Source organism: Bartonella sp. B17 (genome assembly GCF_053795755.1).
Window position 1 is genome coordinate 1,578,734 of record NZ_CP200032.1, and the last position, 17,452, is coordinate 1,596,185.

Sequence of the window (17,452 nt, forward strand, 5' to 3'; positions counted from 1 at the left end):
GATTGGTTACGAGGTGTTTTAAGCCTATCTTTCAACCTATAGCGGTTCGCAGAGACTGTCAATATTTTTCGAAAGTGCTGGGTGTTGAAAATCCGTTCCCCACAGGAGATGTTGTATAGCACAACTACACACCCCTAATAAAATCAATACTTTTTTCTACTTTCAAAAAATACAAAAGCATAAAAATTATAACACAACATGCGGTTTCTATTTGCTTATTTGTAAACATATTCATTTCCTAGCGGCTTCTGATAACTTTTTAATGCCTTTGTTAATCTCATCGATCAGAGGCTCAAGATGCAGAACAGTACTAGGAACCTTACCTCCATAAACCCATGCTTTCACTTGTGCTTTAGTACTGAAATCTGTTTTTTCTGGTATGTCATAGTACTGACAACCTTCAAACTCCTCATATTCTCTGATCCCATTTTCATGTTCATAAAGGTTATAAAAATATTCAGCACAACCAAGCCCCCAAGGTGCATGGCCAATAGCTGTTGCAACAAACTTTTTTTGTATTGGCTGTTTACGTTTTGTTAAGAACAGATGTTTTAAGATTTTCATGCTTTAATCCTTAATTGTATCGATAGGCTTATTTGCCACAAATTTGACCACAAATAGCCATTTTTATTTTAATGCATATATCAAAAAATTCTTTAATCGCTCTGTATGGTGCCTTTTTATTGATTTAAACGTATGCCTAATATAAAACGATCAACACTTTTCACTATTTGCTAAATTAAAATACTCTTCAAGCTGCTTTACCCCGCTATGCTTTGGCAAAATACGCTTTTGCCTCTGCGGAATCTGGAGCAGCAAGCATTTGCTTCAGTTCATCAAATTTTTCTGCAGAAATCGGCTCTCCTTTTGATTTTGGCTTAATCTCTGATCTTTCTAAGTACTGAAATATGTTTTGAATTGCTTTTCGAACGCCATTTTCAAGCTGTTCACAATAAAGAAACAAATCTGTTGCTGATGGCATAAACGTTGTCGAAAAGCCTTTTGCTTTACCTTTTATCACGTCTCTTATTGCCGTCTTAAGTCCCCACTGGCTCACCCCATCAAGTGCAAAAAAATATCCAAGTGCAGTAGCCTTTTCATCTGCTGCAGTTGAGCTTTTACGAGCACCAGATAGCACATCAAACATTAAACTGATTTCTTGCTCAGAAGCTTGGTCATCAAGCTGTTTTAAAGCCTCATTACCCAAGGCAATGACTTGCGCCGTTTCTGCAATCGATGGTTTTTGTCCCGGGAGCCAATGGAATGGTGGGTCTTGCGTCATCCTCGAAGAGAAACCTGTACGCACTGTCAGAATGTTTGATATTGCGCATGTGTTCAGCGACTCGGTGACCCCAGCCACGTTGCTGTTCTGTTTGGTAACCAGTTCCTTTTCCATAGTTGTTTCCTTTCGCTAAATTCTCGATAGTCCTACGCACCCAGATACGCCATGTCGCTGGCCAATCATGCTTGGTTGCGTCCTTGCCTGTCTTAGCTTTCCAATAATCTTTGAATTTTTCCATCTCGACTTTCACGCGCTCGGGAGGCAAACCTTCCTGAATTGCAAAATCGTAATCAGGTTCGAAATCCTCAGGCAATCGACAACCACGTTCGCCCTTTCCTCGTGAAGAACGCTTTTTTGCAGGTGAAGCAACAGGCTCTTGCGCTTGAGCCATAGCTGTCTCGTGAAGAACATCTCCAATGATTTCTTCAAGCATTTTTGCACTTGAAGGATCATTGCGTGCTGGTATTTTCTCTAGCGCTTCATCGTCAATCAGTGGCCAGTTTTTGAAATCAGGGGTACCCTCGTTATTTTGCTGGTGAATAGGAAAATGGTTTTCTGATGATGTTTTGACTGGATCTGAAAAATTCTCCAGAATATCAATCTCTGTTTGCTCGTGAACCTGATCCTCAGTTTCTGAATTATCAGAACCCATTTCTTTTTCTTTTTTTGCTAACACGATAGTGTTAGTTTTTTTATTTTTATTTATATTTTTATTTTCTTTTAGGGGGGTGTGGGGGGGTATTTTCTTTTCTTTTTGTTCAGCATCATTTGTTTCAGCAAAATCACTATTTGCTTTAGCAAAAAAAACATTTTGCTTACCGTTTGCTTCAGCAAAATCATTATTTGCTTTAGCAAAAAAAACGTTTTGCTTAACATTTGCTTCAGCAAAATCATCGTTTGCTTCAACAAAATTATTAATTGATTGTTTTATATGCGTTTTTGCTTGTGCTCCTTTTTTACCAGCTTTGCTGCGAATTTGAGATATGTGCTCCTTTTTTTCACTAAACTCTTTTAGCTCTTCCTCAACGCGATAACTCCACAAACGATCATTGTTTAATTGAATAATCATTCCTTTTCGAATTAAAGTTTCTAATGCTTTCTTAAAGGCTTTTTCTGAACAGCCTACAGCGCGCGCTAAAAGAGAAGTCTCTTCCCAAATTGGTTCACGTGCTCGACACATAAAAGCAATAAGCGTACTATAAGAAGCCTTCTCTGCCGCATTAGTACCAGCAAAATCCATGATCCATTCTTGATAAAAATTCCGCACCCAAGGTAGCCTATTGGACATGCGTGTCCCTCCCTTTGATTAAATGTAAAATTGCTAAAGCATCTGCTTCGTTATCATCTTGTGGTGCATGTCCTTTAGAATACACCGCCTTTATCATTTCTTCTTTTGAGGCATTCCCCTTCCCCGTCATCGTCTTCTTAATCGTACCAACGGGAATGCCTTCATAAGGAATCTGGTGGTGTTCACACCACGCTGTTAAGGTTGCTAACAAACCACCATAAACATGAGCAGCATCGGTGCCCACATGACGACGCACCTCTTCAAAATACACCTCACCAATTTGACCCGCGGTCATCTTCATTTCTGTAAGCCATTGCTTAAAGCGCAAATAACGCATTCCCCCACCCTCAAAACGGCGTGGTTGGAAATTGGCTGTTCCACTGATTATGTGGTTATCTGCACCACAAATCGCCCAGCCTGTCTTGGTGCCTAAATCAAGGCAAAGAGTAGTTTGTAAAGAACTCATAATCCCTCCCCTAAGACTGTTACATATTTATATGAATACTATGACAGAGCGTGTCATGATTGGCTCTCTTACAAAAATTATGCTTTCGGTATTTCTAAAAAAGTGGATGAACTCACTTAGGCAAACATGTTTATGCTAAGATCGATTAATTCGATTTCTTTTTTTCTTTTTTCGATGAGCTGATCCCTTAAGCTATTAAGCTCATTTTTGACTATAGCCATAAAAAAGACCAGCTCACTTAAGCGATCAAAAGATAACAAATCTCTAGAAAAATAATTGTCAAACCAAGCAGTAAAAGCTTGCGTAAACACAGATGAAAACCATTGGTTAAAATCATCGTGCGGATATAATGTAAAATAACTTTTATCATCATTCTCAAAGATACTGTGCAGCGTATAGAGAATAAAACTTGTTGATGGAAAATATAATCTTACTTGAGAAGGTGGTTCATCAAGCGGACGGGCATCATAACACATATCACTCTGTTCAATCTTATTAACAAGATCGATCAACTGGACTTTGCTTATAGTGATCTGGTACTGATTATTTGCCATCTTTGCTCTTTCTAGTGCCGTTTATTCAAGAGTGTGAATTGTGCTGTTTTAACATGCTGTGCTGTTGGCATGTCTTCATATGCACAGGGGAACAATCAACAAATGTTCGCGTTGAAGATAATACGGCATCACATGATCGCGTTTTATGAGAAAACGATAAAAAATCTTCTGCTTTAATCGGCGCACCAATTCTCTCAGCTTCATCCAAAAGAGTAGGAATATGCCTTATCGGAATCCTCCCACCAGTTCCCCCTTTTGATACGGGACGAAGCCAAGCATATACACGTGTTCTATGGACTCCAAGCAGCTGTGATACCCTACGAACTCCACCCAATAAATTTATTATTTCATAAAATTGTTTCATAGCACATTATGTAGCGATTATAAAAACAATGTCAAGAAAGAAAAAATGAAAATGAAATTATATGTTGTCAAATTAGAAAATGACGATTGTATACAACATACCTACAATAAAAAAATGGAAACAAGCATTACTCAATGGTTACAAAACGCTTTAGCTGAATCTGGATTAAGTCAATCAGAGCTTTCAAGACAGCTAACAGCCTCTTTAGGTCGCTCTATAGATCGTGCCGCTGTAAACAAAATGTTAAAGGGAACAAGAGATATTTCTGCCCGAGAATTATTAGAGATATCAAAGCTTACTGGCGCTTCCATTCCAGACAATCGCTTAGTTCCTTTGATTGGATATGTAGGAGCAGGTGGAGAGATAACCGCTATAGACTCTGGACATCTAGAAGAAGTGGATGCGCCCCCTTCAGCTCCTAAAGGAACTGTTGCTGTTCGCGTTGTAGGTGATTCTATGTTCCCCGCTATCGAAGAAGGAAGTCTTCTCTTTTATTCTCACCATCTCCCACCAGAAAACCTTATTAATAACCGAGCTATTATAAAAACTAAATGTGGGAAAGTTTACGTTAAAGTATTACGCCTAGGAAAAGAAAAAGGGAAATGGGTTTTATCCAGTATAAATAACAAATATGCTGACATCAAAGACGTAGAATTAGAATGGTGTGCGCCCATAGATTGGATTAAACCAGCTAGAGTGTAAATCAATATCCTTATATTTTTTTTCAAATAAAATAGCTTCCCTTAAATAAGTACTCAATGTGCCAGATTTTCAAAAATTTCTAAATTCGCTACGCTTTTTTATTGACTTAGTTTCTAAATTCGCTACATTGTCTCTTCATAAACCACAGACAAGCAATTGCCAAGAGGCGTTTAGAGGGGAGCAATTATGAAAAAGCCAATTTTTGTAAACTCAGATGAAATTTTATTGATCGTCTACAATGATGATGACCACGTTGCTAAATCAGGACCATTCTACGATGAATTCGAAATTTTGAAGGTTCTTGAAGGCACAGAAGGTGTTATAAAAATACTTTGTATAGATAATTCAATGAAATACTGTGAAGACATTAGCGAAGAGATTGCAGAAGCATACATCAAGGAAAATGATATTCTTCAATCCAACAGCACTGGACACCCTTTTATAGAAGAGAGCGATGCTTTTGATGCTTTTTATGACGAAATAGCAAAGCAAGAATATGAAGATGCGATGTACGGCACTTACGAGGTGCAACACCGCCTACGCCTTTCTGACGTTCTGTAAAGAAACCTAGAGACGTTTTAGAGAACGCTCTTTCCAATCCCATAAATATGAAACCTGCAATGAAAAGCTTCTTGCTATTCAGCTCAATGAATATGGAATTTATAATGCATCATCTTATAACCATCACAAAAAACACTGTTGACGGTGAAATTATTCAAACAGTAAACGCGCGTGAATTGCATGCGTTTTTGGAAGTAAAATCTGAATTTAGAAATTGGATTAACAACCGTATTGAACAATATTCTTTTATTGAGAAACAAGATTTTACGACCACGGTAAAATTTTACCGGGGTGGAAAATTAAAAGACTACTACCTCACACTCGACATGGCGAAGGAGCTTGCCATGGTAGAGCGTAATGAAAAAGGCAAGCAAGCACGACAATATTTCATTGAATGCGAACGACGTGCAAAACAATCTTTAAACCTTACAAATGCTCTCGAAGACCCTCTCGCAATTAAGAAACTACTTCTGGAAAGTATTACACAATTGGAAGATTTAAAAAGCGAAGTCAATGTGCTGAAACCAAAAGCAATGGCTCTAGAAAACTTACAACGACACGACGGTCTGTTTGGATTGACTGAAGCGGCAAAAATATTGGAAGTGCAGCCAAAATTTTTCCTTCACTTTTTACAGGAAAAAAGTTGGATTTACCGACGTGCTCCAGGATCTCCATTGTTACCATATCAGGACAAGATCAAGAAAGGTCTGATGGATTGTCCAATCATCACCATTCAAAAACCTGATGGAACAGAAAAGGTTCTGCCTTCAACAAAGATAACCACCAAAGGCATCAGCATTCTTTCTCAAGAATTACAAAAACAAAGCATACATTAATAAAGGAAAAAATTATGGAAAAGAAATATGAAATGACCGATGAAAAAATCGAAATCTACAGCTTTGAACTTTATCGGATTAAAGCTGTTAGAGACTTTGGAGATGTAAAAGCAGGTGATTTAGGAGGCTTTATAGCACACGAAGAAAATTTGTCACATGAAGGAGATTGTTGGATTAGTGGTGACGCTAAAGTTTTTGGGAATGCAAAAGTACGTGATAACGCTATCATTTCCGATCAAGTAACAATATACCATGACGCAACTGTCGGTGGTGATGCAGAAATATTTAATTATGCAGAAGTTTTTGGTGCCTCTGAAATCTATGGTAACGCCAAAATTTCTGGTAATGCTCAAGTTTGTGGCAAGGCTAGAGCCTATGATAATGTTGAAATTTTTGGCATTGCCAAAGTTTGTGATAACGCCGAAGTTTTCGAAGATGCCAAAATTTATGATGAGGCGCACATCTTCGATCATGCACAAGCCTGCGGTAATGCCAGTATCTTTGGGAATGCAAAAATTTATTGTAATGCAAAAATATGTAGCTACGCTACTGTTTCTGGCCAAGCCAAAGTATACCATGATGCAATTATCAGTGGTGATGCAGAAATTTCAAAAAATGTAGAAATTTTTGACAATGCTGAAATTAAGGGCAGCGCATATATTTCAGATGATGCACGGGTTTTTGGAAAGGCTAAAGTTTATGGTCATGCCAAAATCTACCAAAGAGCTCATGTTTCTGAAAAAGCTAAAGTTTGTGGTGAAGCAAATATTTGTGGTAACGCACGTATTTTTGGCGGTGCTACTATTTGCGGAAATGCCAAAATTGACGGTAGTGCAAAAGTTTCTGGGAATGAAACCGTCTTAAGATAAAGATTTTAGATCATGAGGCAGTACAAATTTACTGATAAGGTCACACAGCCTCAAAAGATAAAACTTTAACAACTCAAAACAATTTTAAACAAATGCGTGATTCACGCCACGGGTGGATTGCGCATAAATGAGGGATTCAATATGACCAATTCTCCATTAACAGTCATGGCACAAAAATATGGTTTCTCCCATGACGAGTTTCGAGAAACAATTATCAAAACTTGTACCAGCACAAAATACCCTTTTTCTCATGAAGAGTTTGCTGCTTTTATTTGTGTTGCCAATACTTATGGACTTAATCCTCTCACAAAAGAAATCTATGCACTCCCTAAAAAAGGTGGAGGTCTTATACCTGTTGTCTCTATTGATGGGTGGATTAAAATCATCAAATCAAACCCAGATTTTGATGGCATGACTTTTCAAGATCAGCTCGACAACAATGGCAATTTGATTGCCATCAAATGTGCAATACGTCTGAAAAACATTAAAGACCCTATCGAAGTCACCGAATATTTATCAGAATGCAAGCAAAACACAGATGTTTGGATAAAGTACCCTGCACGCATGTTGCGCCATAAAGCTACCATACAATGCGCACGTTATGCTTTTGGGTTATCAGGTATTTATGAAGAAGACGAAGCCGCACGCATTAACGGCACAAACCACAATACACAAAGCCAGCTTATTTCAAATGAAGTGCTTATACAAATCCAAAAATTAATGGATCAAACACAAACACAGGAAGCAAAAGTGCTTTCTTTTGCCAAAGTCGAAAAGCTTAGTGATATCTCTTATGAGAAAGCACAAACTGTTTTGGATGGTTTAAAAAGAAAACAACAATCACAAATGGCTCAAGCACGACAAGACACTACCATACAAGACGCTGAATATGAGCCAATCCCGCAAGAACAGGCAATGGCGGTGTGAGATGGAACAAAGAACAGCAGAATGGTTTCAAGCACGGTTGGGAAAAGTCAGTGCCTCAAATGTTTACAGTGTCATTAATAGAACAGCCAAAGGACTGCCGACAAGCAAATATGATGAATACAAAATCACACTCCTTACAGAGCGCCTAACAGGAAAAATAAGCCCACATTATGAAACCGAAGACATGCGGTGGGGTATTGAGCATGAAGAGGATGCAATTGAAGAATATAGCTTCATTTATGATACCAATATAACAAGATGCGGCTTTGTGCCCCACCCCACAATTGCAATGGCTGGTGCAAGTCCTGATGGTCTTATTGGAGAGCAGGGATTAATCGAAGTCAAATGCCCCAAATCAACAACCCATATACGCTTTTTTATCGATAACCAGATCAAGCCTGAATATGTCGCACAAATGCAATTCCAAATGGCTTGTACAAGGCGCGAATGGTGTGATTTTGTGAGCTACGATCCACGCTTTACCGACCAATCATCACATTTACGTCTCAAAATACGACGCATACACCGTGATGAAGAACAGATTGAACATATTAATAAAGCGGTCGAGACCTTTTTAACAGAGATAGAGCAAGACATGGAGCAGATATTGACTAAGGCTGCTTAACACTATGGGGGTGCTTTTTCCCCTTCTTATAGCACCCCCGCCATCTTACGAAAACTTTTAACATATGTGTAATTCTTTAGGAAATAAACATGGAACATGAACAGCCTACCATCCCTGCTAAAGATGAAAGCCTTTGTCTTTTTACTATTGGATATGAAAAAAAATCCCTTAATGATTATCTCAAATGTCTTATGGAAAATAATATCAAAATTTTGTGTGATGTTCGTAAAAATCCAGTAAGCAGAAAACAGGGATTTTCAAAGACACAGCTAGCAAAAGCTGTACAAAGCTTTGATATTGAATATATGCACATTCCTGAACTTGGGATTGCCTCTGAAAAGCGACGAAATTTAAAAACACAACAAGATTACGAACTTCTTTTTGCAGATTATCAAACTACAACTCTCAAAAATAACTCTTGTGCAATAGACAAATTATATCAAATTTTTTTAGCTAAAAAGCGCATTGCAATCACCTGCTTTGAAGCTGACGTGTGCATGTGCCATCGAGGACAAATTGCCTTAGCTCTTACACAATTACAAGATTGGCAATATGAAATTAAGCACATTTAAAAATGAATTTATAAACTTTTCAAATATGAAGATGCTGTTCTAACACTTCTAAATCCCCGCTCTCTCATAACAACTTTTTATTCAATGCGTGATTCACGCCACAAATGAATTGCACCTAAAATTAGGAGACCAGATATGGCTCATCGTCCACCGACTATAACCCAACCAGCAATTGCCCGCGCCTTAAGAGAAGCCAAAAAACAAGGAGCAGAGGTTGTGGAAATCAAACCAACGGGTGAATTGTTAATTCATATTAATAAAATTAGAACACCAGAAACTATAGGAAATATTTATAGCATAGATGATTTTCCACCACTTGAAACTGAACAAGAAGAATATAGCTCCAATAAAGTTTGTCGCTCTGTTGATGGTATAAAGTTTTAGCCATGCCTAAACGTCGTCCCCCTCATCTTGTTCGTGAATGCACTCGCCATGGTAAAATCATATGGTATGTACGTATTGGTCACGGATCACGGTTTCGGATTGAAGGAACCTACGGAACACAAGAGTTTGTTGACAACTACACACTTGCCATCAAAGAAGCGCAAAACGGCTCATCAAAAACCACGAAGCGCACCAGACTGACAGAAGGGTCTTTCGATTGGTTGCTGAATCAATACTTACAAAGCATGCAGTGGCATAATCAGTCAGAATCTACTAAAAAAGTGAAGTATAGAATCCTGAATAACATTTCTAAGCTTATTGGTGATCGCGCTTATAAAAGCATAGAAAAACAACATATTCTTGATGCTGTAGACAGAAGACGCGATACTCCAGCAGCTGCAAGACATTTTTTGAATGCTTTAAATGGTCTTTTTAATTGGGCGGTTGATAATGACCTTATGAATAAAAATCCTGCTTTTAATATAAAAGCACCAAAATCTTTTAACTCGAAAGGCTTCACGCCGTGGTTAGAAGAAGACATCGACAAATATTATCGCCATTGGCCACACGGTACACATGAGCGTGTCTGGATTGATGTGCTTTTGTATACTGGCTTGCGACGTGGTGATGCGGTTCGTATTGGCTGGAAAGATGTGACAGATAATATTATTCATTTAAAAACAGAAAAGAGCCAATTTAAAACAGATGTTTTTCTTCCAATTTTGCCTGAACTAGCAGAAACCCTTAAAGCGGGTTCTATTGGTGATGAAACGTTTATTTGCGGAAAAGGTGGAAAAAAGTTTAGCAAAGAAAGCTTTGGCAATCTATTTCGTAAAGCGTGCAATGCGGCAGGCATTAAAAAATCAGCACATGGATTAAGAAAACTAGCAGCAACACGTGCTGCAAATGCAGGAGCTACAGTTTCTCAAATGAAAGCGCTTTTTGGTTGGACGGAAGACAATATGGCATCGCTCTATACCAAAACGGCTGACAGAAAACGACTTGCTATAGAATCAATCAAAAAGCTTCAAAAAGGTTCGGGATAGGAAAAAAATAAGTTAATAAAATCAAAGGATTCAAAAATCCCGAACTTTCACTTAACTCATTTATTTTATTAAATATTGGCTGGGGTACCTGGATTCGAACCAGGGAATGCCGGTACCAAAAACCGGTGCCTTACCGCTTGGCTATACCCCAAAAAAAACAAGATCACATCTGTGCTTGCACTTTATAACGATTCCCATGACTGTGTGCAACATCTGAAAATCAAAGCTCATACTTTTTTATCAAAAAGCTTTAACTCTTGTTAATGTCGTATTCATGCAAAATTCATGATAAAAATAAATATCTGGTTAAACTCCTAAAAAATATCAATTTTCCATAAGAGTTGTTTTGCTATTTTACCTTCTCTATTTTATCGATAGCATAAAACACAAATCTTATACTTTATTCATATATTCAATAAATCATTGTTATTCATGCTTTTCTAGAGTATTTTGTTAATACATGCAAATCTAAATTCTCAAAGTTATATAAGAATAATATAAAGGTTTTGTGTATTAATGATTTTTCTTTTATCGTATTTGCGATTTTTAATTATTTAGCGTATAAAATTTTACCTTTCCACATCCATAGGTTGAGCCAATAATGTCTGCAAAATATCAGAGCAAATTTTGCTTTTAACCAATATGTGTAAAAGACAATCGTTGGCAATCCGTCGTGAACATTATGTGAAAAGCAGCAATGCACCTATAACAAATGAGCCAGAAAAATATTTGCAAAATAAAGATATTTTGCGTGGTACTTGAGTAAATGTAATATGCGTGCAGGCAAGCTGATAACTATTTAAATTTATTTTTTAACCTTTTAAGAAGATAATTATGTTGTTTGTCAGATAACGAATATTAAAATCCTTTTAAAAGTGAAATTATATACATCGATGACATTTGGGTTAATTAAGTAAGTGCATCCCCCAAAAACTGCTTTATTAAAACTAAATTAAGCAGATATTCAACATTTGCTTTTAGATGCCGTAAATGGCAAATTAGGTTTGAGAAGCAAGTTTAATAATTAGAATCGAGGAGATTTTTAAATGGCTTTTGAATTAGCTGAATTGCCTTATGATTATGATGCCCTTTCGCCTTATATGTCACGCGAAACACTTGAATATCACCATGATAAGCATCACTTCGCTTATCTTGTAAAAACAAATGAGTTTGTAAAAGATTTAGGCTTAGAAAATGAAAGCCTTGAAAATATTATAAAAAAAAGCTTTAAGCAAAATGATGGATTATTTAATAATGCAGCTCAATACTACAATCATAACCAATTTTGGCATTGGATAAAAAAAGATGGTGGTGGTAAAAAATTGCCTGAAAAATTAGCAAAGGCTATTGAGTGTGACTTGGGTGGTTATGATAAATTTCGTGCAGACTTTATCACTGCAGCCACTACCCAATTTGGTTCTGGATGGGCATGGGTCGTTGTAAAGGACGGCAAACTTGAAATTATGAAAACATCTAATGCTGAAAATCCTTTAGTTCATGATGCTCAACCTATTCTGGGTGTTGATGTGTGGGAACATTCTTACTACATTGATTATCGTAATGCGCGTCCGAAGTATCTTGAAGCTTTCGTGGATAATTTGATTAATTGGGATTATGTTTTGAAGCTTTATGAAGACTGTGGACTTTAAATTATATACATAATTTTTTTATGAGATATATTAAGGGCTCCATAATTCATTAAACTATGGAGCCTTTTAAAAATAAAAGGCTAAAGCTTAAAACAATTTTTTCCAACTATTTTTAGGATATATGCATAAATATATGCGGTTTCTTCAAGCTTAGAAAAACGTCCAGCTGCACCTGCATGACCTGAGTCCATATTAATGCGCAATAAGATTGCATTATCATCTATTTTTAAATCACGCAATTTTGCCACCCATTTTGCAGGCTCCCAATAAGTTACACGAGGATCAGTCAATCCAGCGATTACAAGGATAGAGGGATATTTCTGAGCTTTGACATTATCGTAGGGTGAATAAGAAGCGATAAGATTATAATCTTCTTGTGACTCAAGAGGATTACCCCATTCTGGCCACTCTGGAGGCGTTAATGGTAATGAAGCATCTAACATTGTGGTTAAGACATCAACAAAAGGCACATTAGCAACAATTCCAGCAAAATCCTGTGGAGCTATATTAGCAATAGCACCCATCAACATCCCTCCTGCAGAGCCACCCTGAGCGATAAGACGATTATGAGCAGTGAATTTATTATTTACAAGATAGCGCCCACAAGTAATAAAATCTGTAAATGTATTGTATTTAAAGTGGTGTTTTCCTTTCTCATACCATTCAACTCCTTTTTCTTTTCCTCCACGAACATGGGCAATTGCATAAATAAAACCTCTGTTAACCAGAGAAAGTACATTGCTATTAAAGCTAATAGGAATGGAAATTCCATAGGCTCCATAACCGTAGAGCAAGCAAGGTGCACTACCATCAAGCACAGTCGTTTTATGATAAAAAAGTGAAATAGGAATTTTCTCGCCATCATCTGCAATTGCTGTAACACGTCGCGTTATATATTCATCCTGATTATGCCCAGAGGGAACTTTTTGCGTTTTTAAAAGTATTCGTTCACGGCTTTTCATCTCATAATCAAAAATTTGATCAGGTGTTGTCATTGATGAATAGGAAAAGCGAATGGTTGAACTATTATATTCTGCAGCACCTTGTAAACCTAAGGAATAAGCTTCTTCTGTAAAAGCAATGGAATGAGTTTGCCTAGTAGCACGCTCCATTATCTGTATACGAGGGAGCCCCTCAAAACGTTCGAGCCAAATAAGAAAATCTTTATAAGCATCATGAGATATGATTAGACGTCCAAGCTGATGCGGTACAAGTTCAGACCAATTTTCTGATTGTGGGTATGAATATGGTACTATCATAATTTTAAAGTCTTTAGCATTACCTAAATTGGTAAGAATGTAAAAGACATCACCACCTTCTGTAAGCGAATATTCAATACCTTTTTGTCGCTTCCTTACACATTGTGGAACAGTAAGAGGCGCTTCAGCGGGAATAAGCCAAATTTCTGACGTTTCATGATCATGAACAGTAATATAAATAATATCGTTAAGTTTAGAACCACTTACGTGTAAAAAAAATCCTGGATCATCTTCACGAAAAATAAGCTTATCTTGCGATTGATCAGTGTTTAATCGGTGATAATAAAGCTCAGAGGGTCGATGATTTTCATCCATTTTAGTATAGAAAAAACCTTCAGATTTTGCATCCCACACAATCTGTCCGGATGTATCAACAATTATATCCGTGCAGTCCAACAATGTTTTTAAGTTACGAACTTTAGCTATGTAAAATTCTGATCCTTTGTCATCATAAGTCCATACAACATGTGTATGATCAGGAGATTCTTGAACCGAACCAAAATTGAAGTATTCTTTACCTTCTGCCAAAGTATCACCATTAAGATAAAAACTTTTTTCTCCTCCATTCCTTAGTGTACGAAAATAATGTGGCTGTTGACCTCCAATAACATAAGAGAATCCATAGGCAAAAGAGCCACGTTTTATAGGAACAGAACTATCATTTTCTTGGATTCGGCTTTTCATTTCAGCAAAAAGCAAATCTTGTAATGGTTTTGTATCTGCCATTTGGGAAGCTTGATAAATATTTTCTTTTTCAAGATGATGTCGAATATTTTTATCAAGGCAGTTTGGATTTTTAAAAACATCTTGCCAATTAGATGCACGCAACCAATAGTAGGGGTCATCACGATAAACACCGTGATACATTTCTCTATGAGCGATTTTTTTTGCTTTAGGGGGAAGTATAGGTGAGCTAGTCATACACAATCCTATGTAAAAGATGTTGATGATTTTGTCTATATGTTAGAATCATATCATTTATATAATAGCGCAAATCTATTACTTTTGCTCACTTGCAAAAATGTAGCTGAAGTATATTAACGGCGGTTACGTTATGAATTTTGTTTATTGTACACTGGCAAATATTATCTTTTGTGAATGTGAAGCGGCATTCTAGTAGACAAGCTAAAAATTGGATTTTTGATAACAGAATTACATTTTTAGATTGGTAGAATCGATTGTTAAGCATACACAATTAAAGCATATCAGTGGGACAGCGTTACAATTTGAGAAAAAAGCCCTTCTGCTACCGTACTGATGTGTGATTATAGCTATTTTAGTATTAATTTTTTTACAATGCACTACATTCATTATGCACATTTTGATTTATATATTTTATTTTTTTGTTTTATTCACTATATTTTTATTAAAATTTAAAAACCATTTTAATAAAAATATTATGTGTATTTTATGTATATAAAATTTATTTTTTCAGAATAGATACTTAAATTATAATAATATCAACATATAAAATGAAATATTTTCTTTATATATTACAGTTTTAAATTTATTAATTTTATTTCTAAATTCAATATAACATAGATAAATTTATGATATATTCTATTTTTATGCATGATATTCTATAATATAAGACTATAAAATAAAAGAACATAGCTTAGTTTTACTTATTATGTATTATGACAAAAAAGAGGAATTTATTTGATTTTTTTGTGTTTAGACGATTTTATAGAATAATTGAATTGACAAAAAAGATTTTTGTACAATATGAAACCTACGTGCATGGGATCTCTGTGTCATGAGTATAAATGCGAATGATGTGTCGGTTATAACTTAAAGGAAATAAGAATGGAACATCGCCCAGTCTTGGAGGCTGAAAGCAATTTGATTATTACATTGGTTGCTGATATTGTTGCTGCTTATGTGAGTAATAATTCAATCCGACCGACTGAGGTACCCAATTTAATTGCTGATGTTCACGCTGCTTTTCTCAAAGTAGGAAATATGGAGTTACCGGAAGTTGAAGTTGAAAAGCAAAGGCCTGCTGTTAATCCAAAACGCTCAGTATTTCCAGATTATCTCATCTGCCTTGAGGATGGAAAGAAGTTTAAATCTTTAAAGCGTCACCTTATGACACATTATGGAATGTTGCCTGAGGAATATCGTGAAAAGTGGCAATTGGACAGCTCTTATCCTATGGTTGCACCTAATTACGCAAAAGCACGCTCAGCTCTAGCAAAAGAAATGGGACTTGGACGAAAAAGTCAGCAGAAAAAATAAAATTACCATATCTACTCAGAAATAATGAAACTTCTTATATAACGGATAAGAGTATTTTTTGTAGTTATGTTTCTTATGATAACTTTCTGTTATTGTTTTTGCGAGAGTCTAGTGTTTATAGATGGCTTTCGTTACGGATTCGTTCAATCATCGATTTAAGGCCATTTGATCGTTGTGGTGTGAGATTTTCGCTTAAGCCAAGTTTTTCAAGGAGTCCTTCAGCATCAGCATCACGAATTTCAGAGGCTTTTTTACCTGAATAAAAAGTGAGAAGAATGTAAATAAGTCCACGCACAATGTGAGCATCAGAATCACCTTGGAATGTTAATATTGGATTTTCTGAATGATCATGTGAAAATAAAAGCCATACTTGGCTAACGCAACCAGGAACTTTATGGGCGTCGTTTCGAGCACTTTCTGGAAAGGGTGGCAATTCATTGCCAAGTTCAATTACATAACGGTAGCGATCTTCCCAATTATCTAAAAGAGAAAAGTTTTCTATGATATCATCAATTGTTTCTGCCATAACCCCATCCTTATTTTAATTTAATCTAATTTTATAATCATGTTGATTTATTTAATGGATAAATTAAGTGTTTATTTTTTTAGCATGAAACCAATGACAAACATCCAAAACTTTTATTGTATGATTCTATTATGTGTAAACTTCTGTGCATCCACATTGAAAAAATTGCTTTTAAGTTGAACCATATTCTTATCATTCAATATGCTGTCCAAGATATTCATAAGCCGCTCTTGCACCATGATATGCACGTTCACCAAGTGAACTTAAAAAGGATTTTCCAATTTTGCATGTTTCTGAATTACGCTCACAGAATGACCATAAATCACTTAGAGCTTCTTTAAAAGCAACAACTACGTCACTTGTTGTCGTATCTTGATTTCTTTTGGCAGAAAAATGGTTACCACTTGGTTCAGCTGCAAAAAATGAAATAATGACAAAAATAAAAAACAAAAAGAATGATATTTTGATTAAAAAGCGGATCATGAGCAGCCAATATATCGCAATTGTAAACAAAACAATAGTAACAGTTTATACTCTTTTTCTTTATAAAAATTATAAAATTAGCATATTACAACATTAAGCATTTGTTTATCAAAATCTGTATCATGAATCTGTATTGCAAAAATATGTTATGAAAATTGTACAAAGGTAAAGTATCTTTTCCTTAGCAACTTAACATAAAATTTGTACAATAAAAATAGAGAAGACCATTGAATACACATCAATTCGCATTCTCACCATATATAATGGAGGTCAATGCACTAGCAATCAAGGGAAAACAATAGATATTAACGATGATAATGGAGGAAAAGGATTAGAGTACTATATAACATCTATTACAATTTTCTATTACCTTTCTTTTACTGCAAAGAAGCTCAAATATAAAATTGAGCAATTTTTTGCTATCTTGCAGATATTTTGAAATTAATTTTTCCTACAATTCACAAAATTTATTGAATATTAGTAGAGTGAATTTATATCGAACATAACGAGATATTGAGACAAACACATGCTGATTTTATCGTTGCACAGAAGTATAAGTTCATCTACATGGAACATTCAAAAACACATACTGCTATCAGCTTTCCAGCGCTATGGGATGTCTCAGTTCTACTTTACATATTATCAAATACGTGCGCAAAAAAGTGATGAGATTATATATGCACATAGCTTAGATAATCACAGAAAATTAACTATACACAATGATAAGATGGAAAATCAAAAAAATGATATTGCATAGTTAAATTGTTTAACTTTCCTTTTTAATTTTCCTTTATGCATACTAAAAAATACACGTGGAATAT

Annotated in this window: 20 protein-coding genes and 1 tRNA gene; 11 read left to right on the forward strand and 10 right to left on the reverse strand. The window is 35.8% G+C overall.

The annotated features are described in order from the left end of the window. Positions 1 to 231 precede the first annotated feature (231 nt). The 6 genes from V4B18_RS07150 to V4B18_RS07175 form a co-directional block, all read right to left on the reverse strand. Positions 232 to 564, reverse strand: coding sequence for a hypothetical protein (locus V4B18_RS07150; protein ID WP_455475739.1), 333 nt, complete (start codon positions 562 to 564; stop codon positions 232 to 234). Positions 565 to 769: 205 nt separating this feature from the next. Beyond that, positions 770 to 1,282, reverse strand: a complete 513-nt coding sequence (locus V4B18_RS07155; protein WP_455475740.1) for a hypothetical protein — start codon at positions 1,280 to 1,282, stop codon at positions 770 to 772. Further along, positions 1,200 to 2,570 (reverse strand): DUF1376 domain-containing protein, encoded by a 1,371-nt coding sequence (locus tag V4B18_RS07160; protein ID WP_455475741.1) that lies wholly within the window; start codon positions 2,568 to 2,570, stop codon positions 1,200 to 1,202. The genes V4B18_RS07155 and V4B18_RS07160 overlap by 83 nt, the downstream gene beginning before the upstream one ends. Further along, positions 2,560 to 3,036: a crossover junction endodeoxyribonuclease RuvC gene (locus V4B18_RS07165; protein WP_455475742.1), complete on the reverse strand. Its 477-nt coding sequence runs from the start codon at positions 3,034 to 3,036 to the stop codon at positions 2,560 to 2,562. The genes V4B18_RS07160 and V4B18_RS07165 overlap by 11 nt, the downstream gene beginning before the upstream one ends. A gap of 116 nt (positions 3,037 to 3,152) precedes the next feature. Continuing rightward, positions 3,153 to 3,590 carry a hypothetical protein gene (locus V4B18_RS07170; RefSeq protein ID WP_455475743.1) on the reverse strand — a complete coding sequence of 146 codons (438 nt, stop codon included), beginning with the start codon at positions 3,588 to 3,590 and terminating at the stop codon, positions 3,153 to 3,155. Positions 3,591 to 3,615: 25 nt separating this feature from the next. After that, positions 3,616 to 3,954 (reverse strand): hypothetical protein, encoded by a 339-nt coding sequence (locus tag V4B18_RS07175; RefSeq protein WP_455475744.1) that lies wholly within the window; start codon positions 3,952 to 3,954, stop codon positions 3,616 to 3,618. Between the two features lie 45 nt (positions 3,955 to 3,999). Here V4B18_RS07175 and V4B18_RS07180 point away from each other — a divergent pair, with 45 nt between their 5' ends. The 9 genes from V4B18_RS07180 to V4B18_RS07220 all read left to right on the forward strand — a co-directional run bounded on the left by V4B18_RS07180 (position 4,000) and on the right by V4B18_RS07220 (position 10,476). Further along, entirely contained in the window at positions 4,000 to 4,656 is a 657-nt protein-coding gene (locus V4B18_RS07180) for a LexA family transcriptional regulator (protein WP_455475745.1), read from the forward strand. Positions 4,657 to 4,842: 186 nt separating this feature from the next. After that, on the forward strand, positions 4,843 to 5,217 hold the full coding sequence (locus tag V4B18_RS07185; protein WP_455475299.1) for a hypothetical protein: 375 nt from the start codon (positions 4,843 to 4,845) through the stop codon (positions 5,215 to 5,217). Positions 5,218 to 5,321: 104 nt separating this feature from the next. Further along, entirely contained in the window at positions 5,322 to 6,053 is a 732-nt protein-coding gene (locus V4B18_RS07190; RefSeq protein ID WP_455475746.1) for an antA/AntB antirepressor family protein, read from the forward strand. Between the two features lie 14 nt (positions 6,054 to 6,067). After that, positions 6,068 to 6,922 carry a hypothetical protein gene (locus V4B18_RS07195; protein WP_455475747.1) on the forward strand — a complete coding sequence of 285 codons (855 nt, stop codon included), beginning with the start codon at positions 6,068 to 6,070 and terminating at the stop codon, positions 6,920 to 6,922. 141 nt (positions 6,923 to 7,063) lie between these two features. Next, entirely contained in the window at positions 7,064 to 7,849 is a 786-nt protein-coding gene (locus tag V4B18_RS07200) for a RecT family recombinase (RefSeq protein ID WP_455475296.1), read from the forward strand. 1 nt (position 7,850) lies between these two features. Then, positions 7,851 to 8,474 carry a lambda exonuclease family protein gene (locus tag V4B18_RS07205; protein ID WP_455475295.1) on the forward strand — a complete coding sequence of 208 codons (624 nt, stop codon included), beginning with the start codon at positions 7,851 to 7,853 and terminating at the stop codon, positions 8,472 to 8,474. Positions 8,475 to 8,563: 89 nt separating this feature from the next. Further along, a complete protein-coding gene (locus tag V4B18_RS07210; protein WP_455475748.1) occupies positions 8,564 to 9,046 on the forward strand; it encodes a DUF488 domain-containing protein in 483 nt (160 codons plus the stop codon). A 135-nt stretch (positions 9,047 to 9,181) separates the two neighbouring features. After that, entirely contained in the window at positions 9,182 to 9,430 is a 249-nt protein-coding gene (locus V4B18_RS07215) for a hypothetical protein (RefSeq protein WP_455475749.1), read from the forward strand. Positions 9,431 to 9,432: 2 nt separating this feature from the next. After that, on the forward strand, positions 9,433 to 10,476 hold the full coding sequence (locus V4B18_RS07220) for a tyrosine-type recombinase/integrase (protein ID WP_455475750.1): 1,044 nt from the start codon (positions 9,433 to 9,435) through the stop codon (positions 10,474 to 10,476). 76 nt (positions 10,477 to 10,552) lie between these two features. Here V4B18_RS07220 and V4B18_RS07225 read toward each other — a convergent pair. Beyond that, a tRNA-Gln gene (locus tag V4B18_RS07225) sits at positions 10,553 to 10,627 on the reverse strand. 895 nt (positions 10,628 to 11,522) lie between these two features. On the opposite strand from V4B18_RS07225, the gene V4B18_RS07230 reads away from it, so the two are divergent. Next, complete coding sequence (locus V4B18_RS07230; RefSeq protein ID WP_455475751.1) at positions 11,523 to 12,125, forward strand: superoxide dismutase; 603 nt, start codon at positions 11,523 to 11,525, stop codon at positions 12,123 to 12,125. A gap of 80 nt (positions 12,126 to 12,205) precedes the next feature. Here V4B18_RS07230 and V4B18_RS07235 read toward each other — a convergent pair whose 3' ends face one another. Then, positions 12,206 to 14,305 carry a S9 family peptidase gene (locus tag V4B18_RS07235; RefSeq protein WP_455475752.1) on the reverse strand — a complete coding sequence of 700 codons (2,100 nt, stop codon included), beginning with the start codon at positions 14,303 to 14,305 and terminating at the stop codon, positions 12,206 to 12,208. A gap of 885 nt (positions 14,306 to 15,190) precedes the next feature. Between V4B18_RS07235 and V4B18_RS07240 the strand changes: the two genes are divergently transcribed. Further along, entirely contained in the window at positions 15,191 to 15,622 is a 432-nt protein-coding gene (locus tag V4B18_RS07240) for a MucR family transcriptional regulator (RefSeq protein ID WP_455475753.1), read from the forward strand. A gap of 115 nt (positions 15,623 to 15,737) precedes the next feature. On the opposite strand, the gene V4B18_RS07245 is transcribed toward V4B18_RS07240, so the two are convergent. Further along, a complete protein-coding gene (locus V4B18_RS07245) occupies positions 15,738 to 16,148 on the reverse strand; it encodes a SufE family protein (RefSeq protein ID WP_455475754.1) in 411 nt (136 codons plus the stop codon). A gap of 192 nt (positions 16,149 to 16,340) precedes the next feature. After that, positions 16,341 to 16,631: a DUF5330 domain-containing protein gene (locus V4B18_RS07250; protein WP_455475755.1), complete on the reverse strand. Its 291-nt coding sequence runs from the start codon at positions 16,629 to 16,631 to the stop codon at positions 16,341 to 16,343. Positions 16,632 to 17,452: the final 821 nt, after the last annotated feature.

Coding starts and splice junctions, on each gene's coding strand:
- V4B18_RS07215 (WP_455475749.1), top strand. CDS start 9,182: ATGGCTCATCGTCCACCGACTATAACCCAACCAGCAATTGCCCGCGCC.
- V4B18_RS07170 (WP_455475743.1), bottom strand. CDS start 3,590: ATGGCAAATAATCAGTACCAGATCACTATAAGCAAAGTCCAGTTGATC.
- V4B18_RS07245 (WP_455475754.1), bottom strand. CDS start 16,148: ATGGCAGAAACAATTGATGATATCATAGAAAACTTTTCTCTTTTAGAT.
- V4B18_RS07235 (WP_455475752.1), bottom strand. CDS start 14,305: ATGACTAGCTCACCTATACTTCCCCCTAAAGCAAAAAAAATCGCTCAT.
- V4B18_RS07200 (WP_455475296.1), top strand. CDS start 7,064: ATGACCAATTCTCCATTAACAGTCATGGCACAAAAATATGGTTTCTCC.
- V4B18_RS07250 (WP_455475755.1), bottom strand. CDS start 16,631: ATGATCCGCTTTTTAATCAAAATATCATTCTTTTTGTTTTTTATTTTT.
- V4B18_RS07240 (WP_455475753.1), top strand. CDS start 15,191: ATGGAACATCGCCCAGTCTTGGAGGCTGAAAGCAATTTGATTATTACA.
- V4B18_RS07190 (WP_455475746.1), top strand. CDS start 5,322: ATGCATCATCTTATAACCATCACAAAAAACACTGTTGACGGTGAAATT.
- V4B18_RS07175 (WP_455475744.1), bottom strand. CDS start 3,954: ATGAAACAATTTTATGAAATAATAAATTTATTGGGTGGAGTTCGTAGG.
- V4B18_RS07185 (WP_455475299.1), top strand. CDS start 4,843: ATGAAAAAGCCAATTTTTGTAAACTCAGATGAAATTTTATTGATCGTC.
- V4B18_RS07155 (WP_455475740.1), bottom strand. CDS start 1,282: ATGACGCAAGACCCACCATTCCATTGGCTCCCGGGACAAAAACCATCG.
- V4B18_RS07180 (WP_455475745.1), top strand. CDS start 4,000: ATGAAAATGAAATTATATGTTGTCAAATTAGAAAATGACGATTGTATA.
- V4B18_RS07220 (WP_455475750.1), top strand. CDS start 9,433: ATGCCTAAACGTCGTCCCCCTCATCTTGTTCGTGAATGCACTCGCCAT.
- V4B18_RS07150 (WP_455475739.1), bottom strand. CDS start 564: ATGAAAATCTTAAAACATCTGTTCTTAACAAAACGTAAACAGCCAATA.
- V4B18_RS07230 (WP_455475751.1), top strand. CDS start 11,523: ATGGCTTTTGAATTAGCTGAATTGCCTTATGATTATGATGCCCTTTCG.
- V4B18_RS07165 (WP_455475742.1), bottom strand. CDS start 3,036: ATGAGTTCTTTACAAACTACTCTTTGCCTTGATTTAGGCACCAAGACA.
- V4B18_RS07195 (WP_455475747.1), top strand. CDS start 6,068: ATGGAAAAGAAATATGAAATGACCGATGAAAAAATCGAAATCTACAGC.
- V4B18_RS07160 (WP_455475741.1), bottom strand. CDS start 2,570: ATGTCCAATAGGCTACCTTGGGTGCGGAATTTTTATCAAGAATGGATC.
- V4B18_RS07205 (WP_455475295.1), top strand. CDS start 7,851: ATGGAACAAAGAACAGCAGAATGGTTTCAAGCACGGTTGGGAAAAGTC.
- V4B18_RS07210 (WP_455475748.1), top strand. CDS start 8,564: ATGGAACATGAACAGCCTACCATCCCTGCTAAAGATGAAAGCCTTTGT.